We start from the raw sequence: 16,521 nt of genomic DNA, 5'->3' as shown, positions 1-16,521 counted from the left end.
GTGAAGGTCGGCTGCATCGGGCTCGGGGACATCGCACAGAAGGCCTATCTGCCGGTACTGGCCGCCCAGCCGGGACTCGAACCCCACCTGCACACCCGCACCCCCGCCACCCTCCACCGGGTCGCCGACACCTACCGCGTCCCCGGGAACCAGCGCCACACCGACCTCGACTCGCTGATCGGGGCCGGGCTCGACGCGGCGTTCGTGCACGCGGCGACCGCTGCGCACCCCGAGATCGTCACCCGGCTCCTCGAAGCGGACGTGCCGGTCTACGTCGACAAGCCCCTCGCCTACGACCTCGCCGCGAGCGAGCGCCTGGTCCGTCTCGCCCAGGAGCGCGGCGTGAGCCTGATGGTCGGCTTCAACCGCCGCTTCGCACCCGGCTACGCGCAGTGCCTGGACCACCCGCGCGAGCTGATCCTGATGCAGAAGAACCGCGTCGGCCTCGCCGAGGACGCGCGGTCCCTGGTCTTCGACGACTTCATCCACGTCGTGGACACCCTGCGCTTCCTCGTGCCCGGCACCATCGACCACGTCGACGTCCGGGCGCGGGTGCGCGACGGCCTGACGCACCACGTCGTCCTCCAGCTGTCGGGCGACGGCTTCACCGCCATCGGCACCATGAACCGGATGAGCGGCTCCACCGAGGAGATCCTCGAGGTCGCCGGCCAGGACACCAAGCGGCAGGTCCTCAACCTCGCCGAGGTGGTGGACCACAAGGGCCAGCCGACTGTCCGCCGCCGCGGCGACTGGGTGCCGGTGGCCCGTCAGCGCGGCATCGAGCAGATCGCCCTCTTCTTCCTCGACGCGGTCCGCGCGGGCAAGGTCCTGGACGCCGAGGAGGCCCTGCGCACGCACGAGATGTGCGAGCGGATCGTCACCGCGGTGTGCGAGCAGGCTTCCTGACCGCACGCCGCAGCCCGCGAGCGCCCTCGGTGGCGCAGAAGACACCGAGGGTGGCCAGCGAGGCGTACACCACCCAGTCCCCGAACCGGACGTACGGGCTGGTGCCCCGCGCGAGCGGCACGTCGTGGACGGCGAAGTCGCTGCGGTCGGTGCCCAGTCGCCCGCCGACCTGCCGACCCTCGGCGTCCGCCACCGTGCTCACCCCCGTCAGCGTCGCGTGCGCCATCGGCCGCCAGGTCTCGGCGGCCCGCAGCGCGGCCAGTGAGGCGTGCTGCGCGGGTGCCCAGCTGTGCTGGAAGGTCGAGGTCGCGGACTGGGCGACGATCAGCTGGGCCCCGTCGCGCACCAGACGCCGGCTCATGTCCGGGAACGCCGTCTCGAAGCACACCAGCGGCCCGATCAGCGGGCGGTCGCCCGGCAGCCGCATCACCACCGGGCCGTTGCCGCGCCGCCGGTCCTCGGCCGCCGCCTTGCCCACGGACGTGGCCCAGCCGAGCAGCGACCGCGCCGGGATGTACTCGCCGAACGGCACGAGCCGCGTCTTGTCGTAGCGGTCACCGGTCGGCCCGTCCGGGCCGATCAGCACCGAACTCTTGAAGATGCCCGGGCGGTCCGAGCGTTGCGCGTCGACGTTGACGAGCAGGGGCGCCCCCACCGCGCGGGACAGCGCGGCCAGCCGTTCGCGCAGGCCGGGCCGCCGGTCCAGGTCATGGCCGACGCTGCTCTCGCCCCACACCACCAGATCCACCCGCCGCCCGGCCAGCCGGCGGGTGAGCGCCTCCTCGCGGTCGAAGCGCCGCTGCGGACTGTGACCGCCGGCGATCACCCCCGGCTGGACGAGCGCGATCCGTACCGTGCCGGCCCGCTCCGGCAGTGGTGCCCCCACCCACACCCCGGCCACCGCCACCGCGCACGCGAGCACCCCCGCCGCCCCGGCCCATCGGCCCCGGGGAGCCGAAAGCAGCGCGGCCACCGCGGTGTTGACCGCCACCAGCAGGAAGCCCACGAGCCAGACCCCGCCGACCGAGGCGACCCGCAGGGCGGGCGCGACCTGCCACTGGCTCGCGCCAAGCAACCCCCACGGCCCGCCGAGGTACTCCCAGGAGCGGACCAGCTCGACCATCAGCCAGCCGGACGGCACGAGGACCAGCGCCGCCGCCACCCGGCCGGGCCCCGGATCACCGCCCAGCAGCCGTCGCACCAGCAGCCCCCAGGGCGCCCACAACAACCCCAGCAGCGCGGCCAGGAGGAGGATGAAGACGTGCAGGCTCGGCAGCAGCCAGTGGTGCACGGCGAGCAGGAAGCCCGCGCCGCCGAGCCACCCGTCCAGGGCGGCCCGCCGGGGCGTGGCGGCCGACGCGACGATCAGCAGCCACGGGACGAGAGCCGCGTAGGCCAGCCACCACAGCGCGGGGGCGGGAAAGGCCAGCGCGGGCAGCGCGCCCGCGAGCACCGCCGCCACCGCCCGCCACCAGGGCGAGGCACCGAGCCGAGACCACTGTCGTACCGCCGACATCGCTGCCATGCCGCGCCTCCCTTGTCCCGGCCGGTTCACCAGTGTGCGGGAGTGGGGCGATCAAGGGCAGGGTGCGACGGCCGCGACACGCTGCGCGGCCGAGAGCTTCGGGCGCGGACCGACGTCGACGGCCCGGCCGGAAGTGCCCCAGGCGTACCTGCGTGCGCCTGGCCGCGCTGCTTCCCCAACAGCCCAGGGGCGCATGCGCAGAAGCCGTGCCCCCCTTCGATCGCCCGCACACCATATGCGTAAGAGGGTTCCGGCCATCCCCGGCCCGTCTGGATACTGGCCTGTCGGAAGGCCAAAACCCCGACAACAGCGCGCAATTTTCAGCCTTTCTGGTCGTGAAGCAAGCCAATGTCAGCTCAATTTGGTCTAAATTGAGCTGAAGTGATCCTGGCGCCCTGCGTCAGAAAGGCGCACGACGGTACGTAATGTGGGTTATCGCTGACCCGGCATGGGCAGGTACCGGGCAAAACTGGACAGGCGTGCTGGTTGTGTGTCGCCGGGGGGCGGCGTGACATACGTGCGAGACCGAACATGCGATTCAGTCACCAGAGAGCGTCCCTCCCGTGGTCCATCTCCCCTGTCCGCCTCTTCACCGACAGTCGATGTCTCGGAGGTATCCCATGGACAACCTTGTCGCCGAGGTGACCGCTGCTCCCGACGCGGTGCGCGATGAGACCCAGGTGCCGCTGTACTACTCGAGGAAGACCGCCGACATTCTGCACAAGTACGGCCCCGGCCCCCGAGTCCACTTCCATGTGGGGCTGTTCGACTCCGGTGCGGCACCGAACACCACGGTCTCCCAGCGCGTCATCCGGCGCCGTCTCTTCGAGTCCCAGGAGGCGGCGCTCGATCACGCCGCCCGCTCCTGGGGGGTGACGGACGCCCCGCCGGCCTCGCTCTTCGACATCGGCTGCGGACTGGGCGGCGGCTCCATCTACTGGGCCCAGGAGCACGGTTGCTCGGTCACCGCGATGACGGTCACCGCGAAACACGTACCCGTGATGGCGGATCTCGTCCGGCAGGCGGGCGTGGAGCACCTCGTCACCCCCGTCCTCGGCGACATCCACGACCTGTGCGAGGAGCACAAGTACGACGCCGCCGTGGCCATCGAGAGTTCGGGCTACATGGACCGCGAACGGCTCTTCTCCGTGGTCGCCAAAGCGCTCAAACCCGGCGGCTGGTTCGGGATCCAGGAGCACTTCCTGTGCCGCCCGGAGTGGACCAGCTTCATCGACGGGTACTACAAGACCAGGCTGGGCACCCTGTCCGAATACATCGACGCCGCCCACGCGGCCGGCTTCGAACTGGAACAGGACGAGGACGTGACCGACCAGGTCGCGGAGTTCTGGGTGCAGTCCATGGCCTGGACGACGGCCGAGCTGGACAGGATGGCGCGCACGGACGACCGGTCCCCGATCGCGGCCGAGCGACTCGTCGAATCGGCCCTCACCCATGGGAAGTTGTTCCGGGTCTGGCGGGATCACGCGGTCGAGACCCGGCTCCTTCTCTTCCGTCTCGGAGGACACTGATTCCATGACCGAGACAGCGACGCGCGCATCCGCCATCGGCTGGCGGCTGCCCCCCTTCTACTGCCCGATCGACGCCGCCATCCATCCACGGGCGGACCAACTGGAAGAACGGGCCATAGCCTGGCTCGACGCCATGGGCATCTTCCGCGACGGCACCGAGCGGGCCTGGAGCATCGCCACCCACAGCACCGACTTCAGCTGCCGGATGATCCCGTACGGGAAGGACGAGCCGCTGCTGCTGTTCATCGAGTGGAATCACTGGGCGTTCGCTCTCGACGACTTCTGGCACGACACGGGCTCCGCGGACATCCGCACCTCCCGCATCGTCGATCTCAACGCCCGGATCTCCCGCTGCCTCGAAGCACCGGGCTCCGCCATGCTCGGCAGCACCCCGTTCGCCGCCGCCCTGGAGGACCTCGCCTCCCGCACCCGGGCCCTGGCCACCCCCGTCCAGCTCCGACGGGTGGCCGAAGGCATGCGGGACTGGCTCTTCGGAGCCGCATGGCAGGTCAGCAATGTGGAACGCGGCATCATGCCGACCCTGTCCGACTACGTCGCCTTACGCCCCTCGATCAACGGCACTCGCTTCTCCCTGGCCTGGAGCGAGATCGCGAGCGGCATCGAGATCCCGGACGGGGAGCTGTACTCCGCCCCCGTCCAGGCCCTCACCGACGCCGCGGGCTTCATCGTGAGCTGCGACAACGACCTTTTCTCCTATGCCAAGGAAGACAACCAGGAGACCACCGACCAGAACATCGTCAACGTCCTGGCCCACCAGGACGGCAGTCCCCCGGACAAGGCCCTCGGCGAGGCCCTCGCCATACGCGACCGGGCCATGACGCTCTTCCTGGACCTGCGCGACCAGATCGCCCGGGACGCCGACCCCGAGCTGCGCCGCTATCTCGAAGCCCTGGGCCACTACATCGCCGGCTGCATACGGTGGATGAACGCAGCCCCGCGCTACGCCAGCCCCCGGAACCGGCATGAACTCCCGGTGCCAGGGGCGACCTACGGCATAACGTGGCGGGACACACCCAGTGACCCCGACACCGGACCGCTGCCCATAGCGTCGGCGGCCTGGTGGTGGGACCAACTGGAGGCCGTCACTCAGCGCCGCCGGAACCACCCGGTCAGCGACTTCCACACCGACGTCCGGGGGCGGGGCGCCTTCGCCGGCGCGGGGATCCCCGCGGACCTGTCCGGCGCGGAGGTCTGAGGCTCCGGCAACTCCAGTTCCGCCCGGTCCGCCGCGGACAGGACGGGCAGCCCCGACTCCTCCGGCGGCTGCGGACGCTGCGGGGTGAACTGCACGGGCAGCGCCACCAGATGACGTGACATCAGAGAGGAGACCCAGCTCAGCTCGGACTCCGCCACGGCCAGCCGGATGTCCGGCAGCCGGTTCAGCAGCGCGTCGATACCCGTGTCAGCGATGGCCCGGCCGATGTCCTGGCCGGGGCATTCGTGCGCACCTCCACTGAAGGCCAGGTGGGAGCGGTTGCCGTGGACGGGCGCCGTCGGGTCGGGGCGGATGGCCGTGTCCACATTGGCCGCGGCCAGCCCCAGCACGAGGGCGTCACCCGCCTTGATCTTCTGCCCGGCGAGCTCGGTGTCCTGGGTGGCCCAGCGTCCGAGGATCGTCGTGAACGGGGGTTCGTCCCACAGGACCTGCTCGACCGCGTCCGGCAGGGTCATATGGCCCCCGGCCAGATTGGCGCGGCACCGCGGGTCGGACAGCACCATGCGCACTGTGTTCGCGATCAGGTTCGCCGTGGTCTCGAACGCGGCGATCAGCACCAGCCGCAGATGCTGCTGGACCTCCTCGTCGGAGAGCTTGGCGGGGTGCTCCAGCAGCCAGCTGGTGAAGTCGGGGCCGGGGTCGGCGTGCTTGCGCACCACCAGCTTGCGCAGCGTCTCCTGGACGTAGGCGTTGCTGGCGACGGCGGTCTCGGTGCCCTTGATCATGTCGCGGGCGGCCTTGACCAGCTGCGGCCCGTATTCCTCGGGCATCCCGAGCAGCTGGGTGAGCACCAGCATGGGCAGGTGCTCGGCGAACTCGTGCACCAGGTCGGCCTTGCCGGTGGTGCAGAAGCCGTCGACGAGCTGATTGGCGAAGCGGGTGATGTGGCGGCGGACACCGCGCCGGTCGAAGCGGCCCATGGCGTCGTTGATGGCGCCGCGCCACCGCTCGTGCACCTGGCCGTCGGCGAACGCGCAGATGGGCTGCCAGGTGGAGATCGGAGCCAGCGGGTGGTCGGGGGTGAGCTTGCCCTCCCGCATGTCGCGCCAGTTCCGTGAGTCGCGCGAGAACCGCGACGGGGTCCGCGTGACGTCGAGGTTCTCCCGGTAGCCGAGGATCAGCCAGGCCGGGAGATCGCCGTGCAGCAGCACCGGCGCGACCGCGCCGTGCCGGTCGCGGAGCTGTTCGTACAGTCCCATCGGGTCCGCCTCGGCCGCGGGCCCGTACAGCCGCGCGATGCCGCCCTCGCCGTAGGCATGGGCGGGGCACTGCGGGGGAGCGACCGTCGCGGAGTCGGCGCGGGAGTGTTCGTCACGGGGGGTCACTGTGGCTCCGGGGATTCGTTCGTGAGGGTGTAGAGGTAGCGCATGAGGGTCATCAGCGCGTCCCGGCAGGAGGCGCGCTCACGGGCGTCGCAGGTGAACATGGGCACGGAGTCGGGGAGGTCCATGGCCGCCCGCAGCTCCGACATGGCGTGGACGGGTGAGCCGGGGAAGGTGTTGACGGCGACGACGAAGGGCACGCCCCGCTCCTCCAGCAGGCCCATCACGTCGTAACTCACCTCCAGGCGGCGGGTGTCGAGGAGGACCACCGCGCCCAGCGCGCCTTCGAACAAGCCGTCCCACAGGAACCAGAAGCGCTCCTGGCCGGGCGTGCCGAACAGATACAGCACCAGCTGTTCGTTGATGCTGATCCGGCCGAAGTCCATCGCCACGGTCGTCTCGGTCTTGTGCTCGATGCCGGCCAGGTCGTCCACGCCGACCCCGGCCTGGGTCATCGTCTCCTCGGTGGTCAGCGGTCTGATCTCGCTCACCGCGCCGACGAGGGTCGTCTTACCGACCCCGAATCCACCGACGATCACCACCTTGACGGCCGCCGCGGTCGAGGCGGGGAGGATGTCCTCGGTCCTGGGTCCGGCGTGTGTGTCAAAGGTTCTGTAGTCCATGCATCACCGCCTCCAGGAGTCGCACATCGGGTAGTGCGGCGACCGGGACCGGGGGCCTGGCCTCCACTTGATCATTCGCGAGCAGATCCGTGAGCAATACGGTCACGGTGCTGACGGGCAGGGTGAGATAGGCCGATATTTCGGCGACGGAGAGCGGGTAGTCACACATCCGCACAATGGCGGCGTGCTCGGGCTGGAGTCCGGGGTCGGTCTCGGTCCGGGCGACGATCAGCGTCACCAGATCGAGCTTGAGGTCCTGGTCGGTGCTGCTGCGCCCGGTGGTGAGGATGTATAACCGGTCCGGATTTCCCTGGTCCCACGGATTTTTGGGCTTACTCACGTGACCGGCCCGCTGACGCGCGGCGGACTGGTGAGATGCTCGCCGATCCGGGCCACCAGGTCCCGCATGCGCTGGCCCATGAGCCCGGCGTCGACGTCGTCGTCCGCCAGCACCGCCAGATACGCCCCGGCGCCGGCCGCCATCAGATAGAAGAAGCCGCCGTCGACCTCGATCACGACCAGTCGCATCTGCCCGTCACCGTGCGGGAACTCCGCGGCCACCGCCGTGGACAGGCTCTGCAGTCCCGCACAGGCGGCGGCCAGGCGATCCGCGGCGTCCGTGTCCGAACCGTGCTGCGCCATGCGCAGACCGTCCGAGGACAACACGATCACGTGGCGGGTCTGAGGAACGCTGGATGCCAGGTCCTTGAGCATCCAGTCCATGTTGAACCGCAGCTGCGTCACTTGGCTACTCTTCCTTGTCTGACGATTCATCACTGAACGGTCCCCGCGCGTCGGTCGTCGGCTCCTCACCGTTGACAGCGCTCGTGAAGGCGGCCAGCCACAGGCCAGGCTGCGGGGGAGGCTCGGCCGCGGGGGAATGCCTCCGGGGGGAACGGCCCGCCGCGGCGGCCGCTGCCTTCCGGGCGGCCCGCGAGGGGATGCCGGGAGCGCGCCGACGGCGCTGCGGAAGCCCGCCCGAGCCGTCGGACTCCTCGGTCGGCCGGTCGAGTTCCGGGGGCGGCGGCAGCGGCCGGCCCGGCTTCTTCCTGGGCTTGGGGGGTGGGAGGGTGGCCGCACGGGCGATCTCGCCGCCCGGGGTGGCGCTCGCCGTGATCAGGTTCTCCGGCACGATCAGTACGGCACGCACACCGCCGTACGCCGAAGGCCGCAGCGAGACCCGGAACGCGTAGGTCTTGGCGAGCCGGCTGACGACGGCCAGTCCCAGCCGCGGCGTCTCGCCGAGGTCGTTGAGGTCGAGGCCGCGGTCGGCGAGCTCCAGCACCGCGTCGGTACGGCGGCGGGCCTCGTCGGTGAGGCCGACGCCGGCGTCCTCGATCTCGACCGCCACCCCCGACTGGACCTCCACGGCGGTCAGGTGCACCCGGGTCTGCGGTGGCGAGTAGCGGGTGGCGTTGTCCAGCAACTCGGCCAGCGCGTGGATCAGCGGCTCCACCCCGGGGCCGGTGACCGCGACGTCCGCCACGGAGTGCAGGTCCACCCTGCGGTAGTCCATGATCCGGGACATGGCGCCGCGCAGGACGTTGTAGAGGGGGATCGGGTTCTTCCACTGGCGTCCGGGGCGGGAGCCGCCGAGCACCGCGATGCTGTCCGCGAGGCGGCCGATCAGCGCGGTCCCGTGGTCCAGGTGCAGCAAGTCGCCGAAGACATCGGGGTCGTTGCCGTGCCGGTCCTCCATCTCCCGGAGGTCGGTGGCCTGTTGGTGGACGATCGCCTGCACACGGCGGGCGATGTTGACGAAGGCGCGGTGCGCGGAGTCGCGCAGCCCCTCCTCGGCCTGCACCGCCTCCACCACCGAGCGCAGCACCGAGCGGTGCGCGGCCTCGAACGACGGGTCGAGCGGGGTCAGCGGCCTGACCTCACGGAGCACCTCATCGGCTGACGCGCCCTGCTGCAGCAGGTTCACCGCGGCGGGCAGCAGCTCGCGGGCCAGCCGCCGGGTCTCGATCTCCTGTTGGACGAGCCGGTGACGGAACGCGGCCTCCTGCTCGGCGCAGCGCCGGCGCAGCGAGTCGATGATGCGGCCCCGCCGCACCGCCTCCGACGAGGTGAGGGCCACCGCGACGGTCGCCACGGTCCCGCACCAGGCCACCGGGGAGCGAGCGCCGAGAGGTACGAGGACTGCGGCGGTCACCGTGCAGACCGCCAGCACGACAGGGGGGACCAGCCATATGAGAGCGGAGGCGGGCCGCCTGCCTTGGTGTGACGATCCAGTACCAACCATCGAGATCCTCGGTGCTCTTGGGAAAAGGCTTATGGGGCGCCGCGGGAATGGGCGACGCCGTACGCGGAATGCTGGGTGATGTTCTCCGGCCTGCGGTGGCACGGCGGTTGGGGCAGCGGTCTCGAGTCGCCTCGACCCGCTGCGCGACATGGAGCGTAGCCTGTCACGCGGTGCCGGGACCGCGAAGTTGTCATATTCGCGGATTGGGCTGACGGGCGAATTCGAAAGGCCTCACAATGCCCCCGGGATCGGAATATCGAAGAGATTTCCGAGTGCAACGAATAAATGTTCGGCGCCGGGGGAGGGTCACGCTGCCGGGTGGATCGCTGCGGTGAACCTTGCCCCAACGTCCGCCGACGGGGCTAGGCTCGGCCCACCACATCCCTACAGGAGACACTGCCATGACGGGGCATCAGCGTGATCGACGCCAGTACACCGCCCTGTTCGAGCGCGAGCAGGAGATCGCCGCCGCGGAACAGGCTGTAGACGGCCTGTGCGGCCGTATCGCCGACGGGGAAGCGATCCTCGGCGGACTGTTGCTGTACAGCGGGGAGGCGGGGGTCGGCAAGACGGCCCTGCTCGGCGAGCTGCGGAGGGTGGCCGTCGAGCGCGGCTGCACCGTGCTGGCCGGTCGGGGCAGCGAGTCGGCCCAGGCCGTTCCCTTCCATATCGTGCGCCAGCTCCTCCAGCCCGCCCTGGCGCCCATGTCACCCGCCCGGCGACAGGAGTTGCTGGGCGACTGGTACGACGTCGCGCTGCCGGTCCTCGGCATCGCGCCGCCGCTCGGACCACCGGCCGACCCCCAGGGCGTGCGCGACAGCCTCGACTGGGTGGTCACCCAATTGGCGATGACCACCTCGCCGTTGGTCGTCGTCATCGACGACGCCCAGTGGGGCGACGCCGAATCCCTCGCCTGGCTGGCCTCCTTCGCCGTGCGGCTGCGGGAGCTGCCGCTGCTCGTGGTCGTGGCCTACCGGCCGGACGAACTGCCCGATCACACCCCGGCGTTCAAGGAGCTGGTCAACGGCCGCGGCACCCGGCCCGTCAGCCTGCACGCCCTCACCCCGGCGGCGGTGGCCGATCTCGTACGGGCCACGCTCAGCAGGGAGGCGGACGACCCCTTCTGCCGTGAGGTCTGGGCCGTCACCGGCGGCAACCCCTACGAGGCCGTCGAGCTCATCGCCAAGGCGCAGGACCGGGGGCTGCGGCCGGCCGAGGAGTCCGCGTGCCTGCTGCGTGAACTCGGCGCCGCCGCCCGGGGCAGCGGCCTGGTCACCCGGCTGGAGCGGCTCGGCACCTCCGTCACCCGCTTCGCCTGGGCGGCGGCTGTCCTCGGTACGGAGATCTCACCGCGCGTCGCCGCGATGCTCGCCGGAATGAGCCCCTCGGAGGCCGCCGAGTGCGCGGACCGGCTGCGCGAGGCCCGTATCCTCACCGGCGCCGGAGATCTCGAGTTCGTCCACCCGCTGATCGCCACCTCCGTCTACCGGGCCGTGCCGCCCGCCACCCGCACCGCGATGCACGGCCTCGCCGCCTGGGCGATCACCAACGCGGGCCACGGCGCGGCCGCCGCCTCGCGGCACCTGCTGGAGGTCCACCCCGACGACGACCCCGATCTGGTCCGGCAGCTGCGCGCCGCCGCCCATGAACACCTCGCCGTCGGCGCCCCCGAGGCCGCCCGCCGCTGTCTGGAGCGCGCGATGGCCGAGCCGCCGCCGGACGAGGACCGGGCCTCGGTGCTCTACGAGCTCGGCTGCTCGGCCCTGCTCACCTCGCCGTCCACCACCATCAACCATCTGCGCGCGGCCCTCGCCCTGCCGAGCCTGCCCAAGGAGCTGCAGGTCGAGGCCACCTACCGGCTCTCGCAGGTGTACGCCCACAACGGCCAGCTCATCGACGCGGCCGAAGTGGTGGCCGCCCGCGCGGCCGAGATGCCGACCGGCTCCGGACGGATGCGGCTGCAGGCCGCCCACTTCCTGTGGAAGGGCATTCAGTACGAGGAGGAGGGCGCCGAGGAGCGCTCACAGCAGATCGCCGACCTCGCCGACGGTCTCGAAGGGCGGAACAACTCCGAGCGTGCCCTGCTCGCGCTCCGTGCGTTCGACGGCATGGTCCGCGGTGAGGACGCCGTACGCGTCGCCGAGCTGAACGACCGCGCGCTCGACGACGGCCGGCTCGCCGCGGGCATGTCCTGGACCAACACGGAATGGGGCTTCGAGATCCCCAGCGTCATCGGGATCACCTACGCCTACACCGACCGGCTCGACCGCGCCGAGCGGCTGTTCAGCGAGGCGGTGCGGGCGTTCGAGATCTCCGGCTGGAGCGGTGCCCACCTCGCCTTCGCCCACGGCTTCCTCGGACTCGTCCACCGACGGCGCGGCAATCTCGCCGTCGCCGAGGACTTCCTGCGCGAAGGGCTGCGGCTGGCGGGCCGGCTCGGTCCCGGACTGCCCATCCAGTGGGACGGCACCTGTCTGCTGGTGGAGACCCTGCTCGCCCGTGGTCACTTGGCGGAGGCCGAGGCCGTGGCGGAGAAGTACTCCTTCAGCCCGCCCTATCCTCCGGCGATGGTGATGCCCGACGCTCCCTCCGTGGTCGGCCGGCTGCTGCTCGCCCGTGGCCGCAGGAAGGAGGCCATCGCCGAACTCGAGGCCGTCGGGCGGATCATGGAGGAGCGCGGCCGGAACAACACGCTCTGGGCGCCATGGGCGCTCGACCTGGCCTCGGCGGTCGCGGAGGACAACCCCGAGCGGGCCCGCGCGCTCGCCGATCAGGCGATCCGGCACGCCGGGCGGTTCGGCACCGACACCGCGGTGGGCGAGGCGTTGCGGCGGGCGGCGCACCTGACCGACGGGGACGAAGCCCTCGACATGCTCGGCCGTGCCGTGACGCATCTGCGCAGATCTCCCTGCCGGCACGAGCTGGCGATGGCGCTGGTGGACCACGGCACCGCGCTGCGCGGCGTCGGCCTTGCCCATGAGGGCGCCGAGCTGCTCCGCGAGGGCCTCGCCCTCGCAAAGCGCTGTGGCGCGGACGGGCTCGTCGAGACCGCCCGCGGGGAGCTCGCGGCGGCCGAAGGCGAAGGGGCGGCCCCCTCCGGCGGATAGCGGTTCAGGAGGCGCGGCTCGACTTCCGGGCTGCGGTCTTCTTCGTGGTCTTGGCGGCGGTCTTTCCGGCCGCCGCCGACTTCTTGGCGGTCGTGCTTTTGGCCGACCGGGCATTCGACGAGCTTGCCCGGTCGGTTTTCTTCCCGGCACTCTGTGCCTTCGCCTTCGTCGGCTTGCGTTCCGCCGCCGACTTCTTGGCCGCTGTCTTCTTCGTGGCCCCCCGGGAGCGCCGCCCGGCGGTTTCTTCCTTCTGCTCGTCCGTGTCGCCGCGCTCGGCGGCCCGGTCGATGGAGGCCTGGAGCGCGGCCATCAGGTCGATGACGTTGTCGGGCGCCGGGGCGGTCTCCTTCCTCGGCGCGGGCCGGTCCTCCAGATGGGCGGAGATCAGCTCGGCGAGGGCGACCTCGTACTCGTCCTCCAGGGCGTCGAGGTCGAAGTCCTCGGAGAGGGTGTCCATCAGACTCGTGGCCATCTTCAACTCCTGCGGCCGCACGGTGACCGAGGAGGGCGGGGCGAGATCGCCGCTGTCGCGGACCTCGTCGGGCCAGTACATGGTGTGCAGGGTCAGCAGCTCGTCGTGGACCCGCAGCAGCGCCAGCGACTCCCGGGTACGCAGCGCGATCTTGGTGACGGCGACCCGCTCGGTCTGCTTCAAGGTCTCCCGGAGCAGGACGTACGGCTTGTTGGCGGCGGCGCTCTCGGGGGCCAGGTAGTACGCGCCGGAGAGCTGGAGCGGGTCGATGCGGTCGGCGTCGACGAAGGCCAGCACGTCGATGAGCCGCTTGCTCGGCAGCGGCAGCCCCGCCATCTCCTCCTTGGTGACGACGGCGACGTGCCCCTCGTCGTCCGCGTAGCCCTTGGCGATGTGCTCGTAGTCGACTTCCTCGGAGCAGACGTCGCAGACGCGCTTGAGGTGGATCCGTCCCCCGTCGGCGTCGTGGACCTGGTGCAGCTTGACGCCGTGCTCCTGTGTGGCGGCGTACAGCCGTACGGGCACGGACACCAGCCCGAAGCCGATCGCGCCTTTCCACATGGTCCGCATACTTTTATCCCTCCACGGGGAATTCCTACCTTATGCCCGCATCTTCGGACCGGCAGGTGGTGGAGGTCGACGGCCACCGGCTGTCCCTGTCCCATCTGGACCGGGTGCTGTTCCCCGCCACGGGCCACACCAAGGCGCAGCTGCTGCGGTACTACGCCGGGATCGCCCCGGTGATGCTGCCGCACATCACCGGGCGGCCCGCGTCCTTCGTCCGCGCCCCCGAGGGGCCGGCCGGGGAGAGCTGGGTCGCCAAGAACCCGCCGCCCGGGGCACCCGGATGGGTGCCGGTGGTGCCGGTGGAGCACCGCGAGGGGGTCACCGAACAGGTCATGATCGACTCCACCGCCGCGCTGGTGGCCATGGCGAACCTCGGCGCGTACGAGGTGCACGTCCCGCAGTGGACGGCCGCGGCCGGGCGCGACGGCCACGACCGGCTCGTCCTCGACCTGGACCCCGGACCGGGCGCCGACCTGGTGCTCTGCTGCCGCGTCGCCCAGCGGCTGCGCCAGCTCCTCGACGCCGACGGGCTCACCGCCCACGCCGTGGTCTCCGGTGCCAAGGGGCTGCACCTCTACGCGCCCATCCACCCCGCTTCCGGCCGTGCCACCGCGGACTACGCCAAGGACCTGGCCGGCCGCATGATGGGCGAACACCCCGGGCTGGTGGTCGTCTCCATGTCACGCGCGGAGCGCCCCGGAAAGGTGTTCATCGACTGGTCGCAGAACGCGAGCGCGAAGACCACCGCGGCTCCCTACACCGTGCGCCTGCGCGAGAGCCCCGGCGTCGCCGCCCCGGTCGGCTGGGACGAGGTCGCCGCCGTCGGTGCGCCCGGTGACCTCGCCTTCACCCCCGAGCAGGTCCTCGACCGCGTCGCCGCGCACGGCGACCTCCTCGCGCCGCTGGCCGCCGACGCGCCCCGCGGCTCGCTCCCGTGACGGCCCGGCACAGGCCCTAGTCGAGCCGCGTCAGATCCGGGCGCAGCCGGTGCCAGGTCGGATGCCGCATCCGGCCGGCGGGCGTCCAGCCGGAGAAGGCGACCTCGGCGACCAGCCGGGGCTCGACCCAGTGCGCACCCGGGACGTCGACCGGGTTCACGAACGGCGAGGCGGCGCGCCGCACCACCTCCAGATAGCGGGCCAGATCCCGGCGCTCGTACTCGGACAGCCCCGACCCGACGGAGCCGACGTACCGCAGCCCGGCCGGCTCCCACAGGCCCGCCAGGACCGCCCCGGGCAGCCCGGTGAGCCCGCCGCGGCCCTCCGCCCAGCCGCCGATGACCACGTCGAGGGTCGACAGATGCTTGGTCTTGCGCCACTCGGGTGACCGGACCCCCGGCAGGTACACGGACGACAGCCGTTTGGCCATCACCCCCTCCAGACCGTTGCGTGACGTCGCTTCCCACGCCTCGCGCCCGTGCCCCTCCAGATACCCCGGCACCGACCAGCCCGGCCCGCCGAGCCCCATCCCGGACAGCACCGCCCGGCGCTCCCGGTAGGTGGAGCCGAGCAGCGACCAGCCGTCCAGGTACATCAGATCGAACAGCATCAGATGGACGGGGTACTCCATGGCCAGGTGTGCCGCGCGACGCGGATTGACCACGCCCATCCGGCGCTGGAGCAGCCCGAAGTCGGGGCGGCCCGAGGCGTCGAGGACCACGACCTCGCCGTCGAGGACCGCGGGCCGGCCGCGCAGCTGCTCCCCGAGCGCGGCCAGCTCGGGATAGGTCGCGGTCGTGTCGTTGTCCGCCCGGGTGGTGAGCTTGAGGGTGCCGTCGCCCGGCGCGCCGACGACGAGGCGCACCCCGTCCCACTTGGCCTCGAACGCCCAGTCCGCGTCCTCCCCCTCGGCCGGCAGCGGGCCGGGGGTGGCCAGCATCGGCCGGATCACGGGCAGCGTCATTCTTCGATGATCAGGGGGGTCGCGGACGCGCGCAGGTCGGCCGCCGGAGCCGTCAGCGGGAGCGGGTCCACTCCAGCAGGTCCGAGGCGCTCCAGGTGTTGATGATCCGGTCGGCGGGCACCCCGCACTCCTCGGCGCGGGCACAGCCGTGGATCTGCCAGTCCAGCTGGCCGGGGGCGTGGGCGTCGCTGTCGATGGAGAACAGCACCCCCGCGTCGAGGGCCTGTCGGAGCAGCCGGCGTGGCGGGTCGAGCCGCTCGGGACGGCTGTTGATCTCCACGGCGGTACCGAAGCGGGCGCACGCGGCGAAGACCATCGCCGCGTCGAACTCCGACTCCGGGCGGCTGCCCAGCAGCCGCCCCGTGCAGTGGCCGAGGATGTCCGCGAGGGGATTGGCCACGGCCGACACCAGACGGCGGGTCATGCTCTCCGCGTCCATCCGCAGCTTCGAATGCACCGAGACGACCACCACGTCCAGCTGCTCCAGCAGCTCGGGCTCCTGGTCGAGGGAGCCGTCGGCGAGGATGTCGCACTCGATCCCGGTGAGCAGCCGGAAGTCCTTCCCGAGCCGCTCGTCGACCTCCGCGACCACATCGAGCTGCGCCCGCAGCCGCTCCGGCGTGAGGCCCCGGGCGACCGTCAGCCGGGGGGAGTGGTCGGTGAGCACCGCGTACTCGTGCCCGATCGCCTTGGCCGTGGCGGCCATGACGTCGATCGGGCTGCCGCCGTCCGACCAGTCCGAATGCAGATGGCAGTCGCCGCGCAGCGCGGCCCGCAACTCCTGCCCGCCCTCGGTCAGCGGGCCTGCGGCCTCGCCCTCCAGCCGCTCCAGGTACCCCGGCACCCGGCCCGCCGAGGCCTCGGCCACGACCGCCGCGGTCTTCGGACCGATGCCCTTCTCCCGGGTGAGGGACCCGTCCGCCGCCCGTCGGCGCACCTCCTCGGCGGGCAGTGCCGAGATCACCTCGGCGGCCGTGCGGAACGCCTTCACCCGGTACGTCGGCGCGCCCGTACGCTCCAGCAGGAACGCGATCCGGTCCAGTGCCTCCACCGGTTCCACCACGCCACCGCCTCGCCTCGTCCCCT

At 71.5% G+C, this 16,521-nt stretch carries 14 protein-coding genes; 5 read left to right on the top strand and 9 right to left on the bottom strand.

Annotated elements, in window-relative coordinates:
• The gene (locus AB8O64_RS06195; RefSeq protein WP_370418245.1) at positions 1–906 is read left to right on the top strand and encodes a Gfo/Idh/MocA family protein; all 906 of its coding nucleotides are present in this window, start codon (positions 1–3) and stop codon (positions 904–906) included.
• Here AB8O64_RS06195 and lnt read toward each other — a convergent pair.
• Positions 878–2,431: an apolipoprotein N-acyltransferase gene (lnt, locus tag AB8O64_RS06190; protein WP_370418244.1), complete on the bottom strand. Its 1,554-nt coding sequence runs from the start codon at positions 2,429–2,431 to the stop codon at positions 878–880. The two genes, AB8O64_RS06195 and lnt, sit on opposite strands and share 29 nt — an antisense overlap.
• A 620-nt stretch (positions 2,432–3,051) precedes the next feature.
• Between lnt and AB8O64_RS06185 the strand changes: the two genes are divergently transcribed.
• Complete coding sequence (locus AB8O64_RS06185) at positions 3,052–3,960, top strand: cyclopropane-fatty-acyl-phospholipid synthase family protein (RefSeq protein ID WP_370418243.1); 909 nt, start codon at positions 3,052–3,054, stop codon at positions 3,958–3,960.
• A gap of 4 nt (positions 3,961–3,964) precedes the next feature.
• Complete coding sequence (locus tag AB8O64_RS06180; RefSeq protein ID WP_370418242.1) at positions 3,965–5,176, top strand: hypothetical protein; 1,212 nt, start codon at positions 3,965–3,967, stop codon at positions 5,174–5,176.
• On the opposite strand, the gene AB8O64_RS06175 is transcribed toward AB8O64_RS06180, so the two are convergent.
• The 5 genes from AB8O64_RS06175 to AB8O64_RS06155 are packed head-to-tail and all read right to left on the bottom strand — an operon-like array spanning position 5,068 to position 9,387.
• Complete coding sequence (locus AB8O64_RS06175; RefSeq protein WP_370418241.1) at positions 5,068–6,522, bottom strand: cytochrome P450; 1,455 nt, start codon at positions 6,520–6,522, stop codon at positions 5,068–5,070. The two genes, AB8O64_RS06180 and AB8O64_RS06175, sit on opposite strands and share 109 nt — an antisense overlap.
• Positions 6,519–7,142: an ATP/GTP-binding protein gene (locus tag AB8O64_RS06170; RefSeq protein ID WP_356457611.1), complete on the bottom strand. Its 624-nt coding sequence runs from the start codon at positions 7,140–7,142 to the stop codon at positions 6,519–6,521. Before AB8O64_RS06170 ends, AB8O64_RS06175 begins: the two co-directional genes overlap by 4 nt.
• Positions 7,123–7,482, bottom strand: coding sequence for a DUF742 domain-containing protein (locus AB8O64_RS06165; RefSeq protein ID WP_356457613.1), 360 nt, complete (start codon positions 7,480–7,482; stop codon positions 7,123–7,125). The genes AB8O64_RS06170 and AB8O64_RS06165 overlap by 20 nt, the downstream gene beginning before the upstream one ends.
• Positions 7,479–7,865 (bottom strand): roadblock/LC7 domain-containing protein, encoded by a 387-nt coding sequence (locus AB8O64_RS06160; RefSeq protein WP_184737155.1) that lies wholly within the window; start codon positions 7,863–7,865, stop codon positions 7,479–7,481. The genes AB8O64_RS06165 and AB8O64_RS06160 overlap by 4 nt, the downstream gene beginning before the upstream one ends.
• 25 nt (positions 7,866–7,890) lie before the next feature.
• On the bottom strand, positions 7,891–9,387 hold the full coding sequence (locus AB8O64_RS06155) for an ATP-binding protein (protein WP_365376564.1): 1,497 nt from the start codon (positions 9,385–9,387) through the stop codon (positions 7,891–7,893).
• A gap of 401 nt (positions 9,388–9,788) precedes the next feature.
• Between AB8O64_RS06155 and AB8O64_RS06150 the strand changes: the two genes are divergently transcribed.
• A complete protein-coding gene (locus AB8O64_RS06150; RefSeq protein ID WP_370418240.1) occupies positions 9,789–12,494 on the top strand; it encodes an AAA family ATPase in 2,706 nt (901 codons plus the stop codon).
• Between the two features lie 4 nt (positions 12,495–12,498).
• Here AB8O64_RS06150 and AB8O64_RS06145 read toward each other — a convergent pair whose 3' ends face one another.
• Positions 12,499–13,536: a Ku protein gene (locus tag AB8O64_RS06145; protein WP_370418239.1), complete on the bottom strand. Its 1,038-nt coding sequence runs from the start codon at positions 13,534–13,536 to the stop codon at positions 12,499–12,501.
• Between the two features lie 32 nt (positions 13,537–13,568).
• Here AB8O64_RS06145 and ligD (AB8O64_RS06140) point away from each other — a divergent pair, with 32 nt between their 5' ends.
• Positions 13,569–14,471: a non-homologous end-joining DNA ligase gene (gene ligD, locus AB8O64_RS06140; RefSeq protein ID WP_370418238.1), complete on the top strand. Its 903-nt coding sequence runs from the start codon at positions 13,569–13,571 to the stop codon at positions 14,469–14,471.
• 16 nt (positions 14,472–14,487) lie between these two features.
• On the opposite strand, the gene ligD (AB8O64_RS06135) is transcribed toward ligD (AB8O64_RS06140), so the two are convergent.
• Both ligD (AB8O64_RS06135) and AB8O64_RS06130 read right to left on the bottom strand, forming a co-directional pair.
• Positions 14,488–15,435 (bottom strand): non-homologous end-joining DNA ligase, encoded by a 948-nt coding sequence (ligD, locus tag AB8O64_RS06135; protein WP_370418237.1) that lies wholly within the window; start codon positions 15,433–15,435, stop codon positions 14,488–14,490.
• 52 nt (positions 15,436–15,487) lie between these two features.
• Entirely contained in the window at positions 15,488–16,495 is a 1,008-nt protein-coding gene (locus AB8O64_RS06130; RefSeq protein WP_370423804.1) for a PHP domain-containing protein, read from the bottom strand.
• Positions 16,496–16,521 lie beyond the last annotated feature (26 nt).

The sequence above is a fragment of the Streptomyces sp. QH1-20 genome, from assembly GCF_041283565.1.
In the GTDB taxonomy this organism is placed as follows: Bacteria; Actinomycetota; Actinomycetes; order Streptomycetales; family Streptomycetaceae; genus Streptomyces; species Streptomyces syringius.
The sequence above is the reverse complement of the archived record's forward strand: the minus strand, read 5'-3'. Positions and strand labels throughout refer to the sequence as shown.